Source organism: Enterococcus mundtii (assembly GCF_002947535.1).
Classification (GTDB): Bacteria; Bacillota; Bacilli; order Lactobacillales; family Enterococcaceae; genus Enterococcus_B; species Enterococcus_B mundtii_B.
Genome location: NZ_PUAP01000030.1, coordinates 165,991 through 172,979, shown reverse-complemented (window position 1 = coordinate 172,979; position 6,989 = coordinate 165,991). Strand labels below are relative to the sequence as shown.

The following is a 6,989-nucleotide window of genomic DNA, read 5'->3' as shown; positions in this document are numbered from 1 at the left end:
CTTAATACTATATCATAAGTAAGAAAAGATTTGAACCTTTGTCCGGATTATAGAAAAAGCAACTTATGTTTTTTATTAAAATCTAAGATTTTTATCACTTTCCCATCCATTTGAACAAATAAAAGAGAGTGGGACATTCGTCCTCTCGCATCATCTAAAACCAAATAAACGGCGGGAACAGAAGGAACCTCTTCAAAAAATAAGGCGCTATCCACAATAAGTTGAAAAACAATTTTCGTGGATGGCGCCTTATTTTTCGAGGCTAAACGCTTCTGTCTGGACCTCGTCTTGCTATTTGTTTTTTTTTCGAATTTGTTTGATCCTTAACAAAGCTCGGAAAATATTCAACAAAAATAATAAAGTAGCAATCCCAATCGGCACCCAGATCAAATACACAGAATAGCCAAGTTCTGCAGAAAGTTCTGCACTTGAAGTATGTGAAAGCTCAGATAGTGCTTGTTGCCATGTCTGTAAGTTGAAAACAAGCATAAAGCCTGCGATGATCAATAGAATAAAGCCTAAGTAGTGGATCGATGTCCGCTTACGAATCAATGCAAAGACTAAATAGAGAATAAGTAAAAATGCTGGAACACCGAATACAAAATAAATATTAAGCAAAATGAATCGCCTCCTTATAATAATCATACTTCAATTGACAGGAATTTAAAAATAATTTAGTCATTGCTTGCGTTTTTTGAAGCAATCTTGATAAGATGACTATATTCAAAGGAGGATTTTTATTTATGGCAAGTTATATCGAGCCGATTCGCTTTGCATTGATCGTCTTTCCTTTTCTAGCGTTGGCGATTTCGGCTATTTTTTTTATTTATGAATACCGAAAGTATGGAACGTTTCTCCTAACTAGGGCGGTCATTTTATATTCATTTGTTTTTTATCTATTATGTGCTTACTTTTTAGTGATTTTACCTTTACCTACTAAGGAAGCTGTTGCGCAAATGACAGGTCCAAAAATGGAATTACACCTATTTGCGTCTTGGGAGAACTTCAGAGCGAATACAGTCCTCGTGTTGTCCGATCCGAGTACCTATTTACCTGCGATGCGACAAAGTGTTTTTTTAGAGCCATTATTCAATGTCTTTTTACTCTTACCGTTTGGCATCTATTTAAGGTATTATTTCCGACTATCCTTCGTCAAAACGGTCATTGCAAGTTTCTGTCTCTCTCTATTTTTTGAGTTGACACAATTAACAGGGCTTTACTTTATCTATCCACGTCCCTATCGATTATTTGATGTCAATGATTTACTGACGAATACATTTGGCGGGATGCTGGGGTTCATCGTGACACCGATTTTCACGTTTATGTTGCCTACAAGAGCAAGAATGGATGAAGTATCTTATGAAAAAGGCAAGACAGTCTCATTGACACGCCGTCTGGTTGCCTATTTGATCGATTGGTTTTTCTTATCTATTTGTTCGTCGATTATCGGATTAGTAGCCGGATTATCGTTTGGAAGTAGCGAGTTCACTTCCTACAGTTGGTGGTTGTTCGTGCAAGTATTCCTGTATTTCATGATTCTTCCTTTCTTAACGAATGGCAGAACACTTGGGAAAAAAATCGTCCGGATCAAGCTTGTTGAAGATGGCAAGGAACGAATCAGGTTTCGTGCGTTGTTCATTCGTTATGCGTATCTCTATTTCTTATTTTATGGGTTAGGCTGGTTGAGCCAATTAGTTGGCCCAGTCATCAATCAAGCGACAGGTGTCACACAGATGAGTGCGGTATTTATTTTCTTGTGTATTTTGGTCGCACAGTTCATTTTCGCTCTGAATCTATTCTTATCTTTTGTTCGCAAGAAGAGAGTTTTATTTTATGAGAAAGCGAGTCATACTTACACGATCAGTACGATCAAAGAGAGAAAAGCCTGACCTTTTCAAGTAAAATAAGCAAATTTATGGTATAATTCCAAAGTCGTGAAAAATACAAAGAGAAGAGGTGTCGAAATGAGTCATTTTAAACAATTCAATTTTCATCCGTTTATCAACGAAGCGTTAGCAGAAAAAGGGTTCCAAGAACCAACAGAAGTGCAAGAACGATTGATTCCTTTGATTTTAAAAGGGAAAAATATTATTGGTCAATCACAAACTGGTTCAGGAAAAACGCATACGTTTCTTTTGCCTCTATTTCAAAAAATCAATGCCAATAAAGAAGAAGTCCAAGTGGTTATCACAGCGCCAAGTCGTGAATTGGCGACACAGATCTATGAAGCTGCTGTTCAAATCGCTAAGTTTTCTGATCCAGAGATCCGCGTATCGAATTTTGTCGGTGGAACGGACAAACAACGTCAATTAAATCGCTTGAACCACCAACAACCACAGATCGTTGTCGGTACGCCAGGACGTATCCTTGACATGATGAATGAGCAAGCTTTGAAGATCCATACAGCCTTTGCGTTCATCGTGGATGAAGCGGATATGACCTTAGATATGGGATTCTTGAATGAAGTTGATCAAATCGCTAGCCGCTTGCCAGAGAAATTACAATTTTTAGTTTTCTCAGCAACGATTCCAGAAAAACTACGCCCATTCTTGCGTAAATATATGGAAAATCCAATCATCGAAGAAATCAAACCAAAAGCAGTTATCTCAGAAGATATCGAGAATTGGTTAGTTTCAACAAAAGGAAAAGATAAAAATCAAACGATCTATCAATTATTGACGATCGGGCATCCTTATTTAGCAATCGTCTTTGCAAATACGAAACAACATGTAGATGAAATCGCTGATTACTTGAAAAACCAAGGCTTGAAAGTAGCGAAGATCCATGGGGATATCACTCCTCGTGAACGTAAGCGTGTGATGCGCCAAGTGCAAAACTTAGAGTATCAATATGTAGTTGCGACAGACTTAGCTGCTCGAGGTATCGATATCGAAGGCGTTTCTCATGTCATCAATGCGGAGGTTCCAGAAGATCTAGATTTCTTTATCCACCGTGTCGGTCGTACTGGTAGAAATGGCTTAAAAGGAACCGCGATCACTTTATATGCACCAAGTGATGAGCCATTGATCGAAGGCATCGAAAAAATCGGTGTTGTCTTTGAGCCAATGGAAATCAAAAATGGTGAAATCGTTAAAACTTATGACCGTAACCGTCGGACGAAACGTGAAAAATCAAAAGATAGTCTTGACCCAACACTGATTGGTTTAGTCAAAAAGAAAAAGAAAAAAATCAAACCTGGTTACAAGAAAAAAATCGACTGGGCAATTGCGGAGAAAAATAAAAAAGACCGCAAGATCGAAAGACGTCAACAAACGCGTACCGCTAGAAAAAATAAAAAGAATTCCAATCAATAAAAGCAGCTATGAGCGAATCACGCTGCACTTGACTATCAGCCCCAAAAACCTAAATAGGAAATCTATTTTTGGTTTTGGGGCTGATTTTTTGTGAATAAACAGTTCATATTAGGAGAGCTTTTTTCGCATCTGTTGACAAAGGATGCCGTCCTCAATCAGTGGGTCTGAAAAACTCTGATAGCCTTGCTTTTCGTAGAAAGGAACGGCGGGAATTTCTGCAATCAAATAGATTTCTTTGAATGCCTCATTTATTGCTCGCTTTTCTGCCAATTGAAGCATTTCTCTGCCAATCCCACGTTTGCGCCAATCCTTTGCGACACAAAAACGATCAAATTGGATTTGTGCATCTGTTTGTTTTTGATAACGCAAAGTAGCAATTGGCTGTTCGTCATGGTTCATGACAAGGTTCGGGTAATAGGCATCTTTGCCGTCAAACTCTAAATGAGCAGGTATTTTTTGCTCTAATACGAATACATCATAACGTAAAACGTAACTGGCGGCTTTTATCCATTCTTCGGTTCCAAAATACGATTCCATTGTTTTGCCTCCCTAGGGTTTCTTTTTTGATTATAGCAAGGAAAACGTAGTCAGCAAACAATGAAAAATCAAAAAGTAGGATTGACAGCATCGCGAAGAATACGTATACTGATAAAGTACAAAAAGGACATAGTTTGTTTTAGACAGACTCACAGAAAATTCTTTCTCGGCTGAAAAAAGAATAGTCACTGTTCAAACTGCTCCCTTTTTCATTTTGATAGAAATATCAACGCGACTCAGCGTTAACGAGTTTAAGAGGTAATGAGTAAACATCATTGCAATCAAGGTGGTACCGCGAGTTTTCGTCCTTGGCTGTAATGGTGTTTTTTGTCGTTTATTATGTAGAAAGAAGGTAAAACAATGAAAAAATTAAGCAGTGCAGAAGTACGTCAAATGTTTTTAGATTTTTTCCAAGAAAAAGGACATACGATCGAACCGAGTGCTTCACTAGTGCCGGTCAATGATCCAACTTTATTATGGATCAACTCAGGAGTAGCGACACTAAAGAAATATTTTGATGGATCTGTTGTACCAGACAATCCAAGAATCACGAATGCGCAAAAATCGATTCGTACGAACGATATCGAAAATGTTGGAAAAACCGCTCGTCATCATACGATGTTTGAAATGTTAGGGAACTTCTCGATCGGCGATTATTTCAAAGAAGAGGCAATCCACTGGGCATGGGAATTTTTAACAAGTCCAAAATGGATGGCGTTTGATCCTGAAAAATTATATGTCACTGTTTATCCAAAAGATACAGAAGCAAAACGTATCTGGCACGAAGAAGTTGGGTTATCTCTTGACCATATCGTGGATGTAGAAGACAACTTTTGGGATATCGGTGCTGGACCATGTGGACCAGATACAGAGATCTTTTATGACCGTGGCGAAGCCTATAATGACTTGGCAGAAGACGATCCTGAAAACTACCCTGGTGGCGAAAACGAACGTTATCTTGAAATCTGGAACTTAGTGTTCTCAGAGTTCAACCATAAACCAGATAATACGTTTGAACCTCTTCCACATAAAAATATTGATACGGGCATGGGCTTGGAGCGAATGGTCTCCATCGTTCAAGATGCACCAACCAACTTTGAAACAGATTTATTTATGCCGATCATCCATGCAGTGGAGCAATTGAGCAACAAAGTAAAATACGGTGAGGATGCCTTAACTGATATTTCATACAAGGTGATTGCTGACCATATCCGCGCATTATCTTTTGCAATCGGTGACGGGGCATTGCCTTCAAATGAAGGACGTGGCTATGTGTTACGCCGTTTGTTGCGTCGAGCAGTCATGCACGGGAAAAAATTAGGGATCGAGCAAGCTTTCTTATACCGTTTAGTACCTGTTGTCGGCGAAATCATGGAGAGCTATTATCCTGAAGTGTTGGAACAAAAAGAATTCATCGAAAAAGTCGTTCGTACGGAAGAAGAACGTTTCAATGAAACGATCAACGAAGGTCTTGAGATCTTGAACCAAGTGATCAAAGAGGTAAAACAAGCAAACGGAACAACGCTTGCCGGAAAAGACATCTTTAAACTTTACGATACGTATGGATTCCCAGTCGAATTGACAGAGGAAGTGGCGGAAGATGAAGGATTGAATGTCGATCACGCAGGCTTTGAAACAGAAATGCAAGCACAACGAGATCGCGCGCGTGCGGCTCGTAACACAGAAACATCTATGGGTGTCCAATCTGCTTTATTGACAGATATCAAAGTAGACAGCAAATTCATCGGCTATGACCATATCGAATCAGATAGTGAATTGCTAGTGATCGTTCAAGACGAAGCAATCGTAAGTGAACTGTCTGATGGTGAAGCGCAATTGATCTTTGATCAAACACCGTTTTATGCTGAAATGGGTGGACAAGTAGCCGATCAAGGTTGGATCATTGATTCCTCTGGTGAAACAGTAGCAAACGTAACGGATGTTCGAAAAGCACCGAATGGTCAATTCTTGCATAAAGTAGAGGTTCTTTCTGCAATCAAAGAAGGAAACACCTACCATTTATTGATCGATGAACCAAGACGCAACCGAATCGTTAAAAACCATACGGCGACTCACTTATTGCATAAAGCATTAAAAGAAGTATTAGGGGATCACGCGAACCAAGCAGGTTCATTAGTTGCACCAGGTCATTTACGTTTTGACTTCACGCATTTTGGTCAAATCACAAGTGAAGAATTGGCAAAAATGGAACAAATCGTGAATGAAAAAATCTGGGAAGCCATTCCTGTTGAAACGATCGAAACAGACATTGACACAGCGAAAAATATGGGCGCAATGGCATTGTTTGGCGAAAAATATGGCAACGAAGTCCGTGTCGTCAACATCGGCGGTTGGTCGATCGAGTTATGTGGTGGTACGCATGTCGGCAATACCGAAAACATCGGGATCTTTAAAATCGTATCTGAATCAGGGATCGGTGCAGGGGTTCGTCGGATCGAAGCGGTGACAAGTAAAGAAGCTTACGAATTGTTAGAAAGTGAAGAACAACAACTAAAAGAAGTTGCGGCAATCGTGAAATCACCGCAATTGAAAGAAGTCGTAGCAAAAGCAGAACAATTACAACAACAATTAAGAGAATTACAAAAAGAAAATGAACAGTTGGCAAGCAAGTTAGCGAACCAACAAGCAGGGGATATTTTCAAAAATCCAGAGACGATCAATGGCAAAACGATTATCACTGCACAAGTCAAAGTAAAAGATATGAACCAATTGCGTCAATTAGCCGATCAATGGAAACAAAAAGCTGTTTCAGATATTCTTGTCTTGGCAAACGAACAAGAAGGTAAAGTCAGCTTGTTGGCTGCAATGACACCTGAAGCAAATGAAGCAGGCTTGAAAGCAGGCGATTTGATCAAAGCAATCGCACCGAAAGTCGGCGGTGGCGGCGGCGGTCGTCCAGATATGGCACAAGCAGGTGGAAAAAATCCAGCTGGTATCTCAGACGCATTAACTGAAGCAAAAACATGGTTAGAAAATAAATAAATGCAAGCGTAGGATTTCACTACCAATAAATGGCAAGCGAGTTTGGGATGATTTCCCAAGCTCGTTGCTTTATTTTCATTGGCTCAACGGTTGTTGCTATGTACACATTTATTGACAAATCAACAAAACGCTATA

At 39.4% G+C, this 6,989-nt stretch carries 5 protein-coding genes; 3 read left to right on the top strand and 2 right to left on the bottom strand.

Annotated features, from left to right (window positions below; translation table 11 throughout):
- Positions 1-291 precede the first annotated feature (291 nt).
- Complete coding sequence (locus CUS89_RS10690; protein ID WP_071867245.1) at positions 292-618, bottom strand: hypothetical protein; 327 nt, start codon at positions 616-618, stop codon at positions 292-294.
- Positions 619-743: 125 nt separating this feature from the next.
- Between CUS89_RS10690 and CUS89_RS10685 the strand changes: the two genes are divergently transcribed.
- Together CUS89_RS10685 and CUS89_RS10680 are read left to right on the top strand one after the other, a co-directional pair.
- Positions 744-1,889, top strand: a complete 1,146-nt coding sequence (locus CUS89_RS10685) for a VanZ family protein (protein ID WP_104872115.1) — start codon at positions 744-746, stop codon at positions 1,887-1,889.
- A gap of 75 nt (positions 1,890-1,964) precedes the next feature.
- Complete coding sequence (locus CUS89_RS10680; protein ID WP_104872114.1) at positions 1,965-3,314, top strand: DEAD/DEAH box helicase; 1,350 nt, start codon at positions 1,965-1,967, stop codon at positions 3,312-3,314.
- Positions 3,315-3,422: 108 nt separating this feature from the next.
- Here CUS89_RS10680 and CUS89_RS10675 read toward each other — a convergent pair whose 3' ends face one another.
- Positions 3,423-3,851: a GNAT family N-acetyltransferase gene (locus CUS89_RS10675; protein ID WP_104872113.1), complete on the bottom strand. Its 429-nt coding sequence runs from the start codon at positions 3,849-3,851 to the stop codon at positions 3,423-3,425.
- Between the two features lie 360 nt (positions 3,852-4,211).
- Between CUS89_RS10675 and alaS the strand changes: the two genes are divergently transcribed.
- Positions 4,212-6,854 carry an alanine--tRNA ligase gene (gene alaS / locus CUS89_RS10665; protein WP_104872112.1) on the top strand — a complete coding sequence of 881 codons (2,643 nt, stop codon included), beginning with the start codon at positions 4,212-4,214 and terminating at the stop codon, positions 6,852-6,854.
- The last annotated feature ends 135 nt before the right edge of the window (positions 6,855-6,989 follow it).

Bases quoted from the DNA above. Each gene is read 5' to 3' on its own strand.
- CUS89_RS10680 (WP_104872114.1), top strand. From the start codon at position 1,965: ATGAGTCATTTTAAACAATTCAATTTTCATCCGTTTATCAACGAAGCG.
- CUS89_RS10685 (WP_104872115.1), top strand. From the start codon at position 744: ATGGCAAGTTATATCGAGCCGATTCGCTTTGCATTGATCGTCTTTCCT.
- CUS89_RS10675 (WP_104872113.1), bottom strand. From the start codon at position 3,851: ATGGAATCGTATTTTGGAACCGAAGAATGGATAAAAGCCGCCAGTTAC.
- alaS (WP_104872112.1), top strand. From the start codon at position 4,212: ATGAAAAAATTAAGCAGTGCAGAAGTACGTCAAATGTTTTTAGATTTT.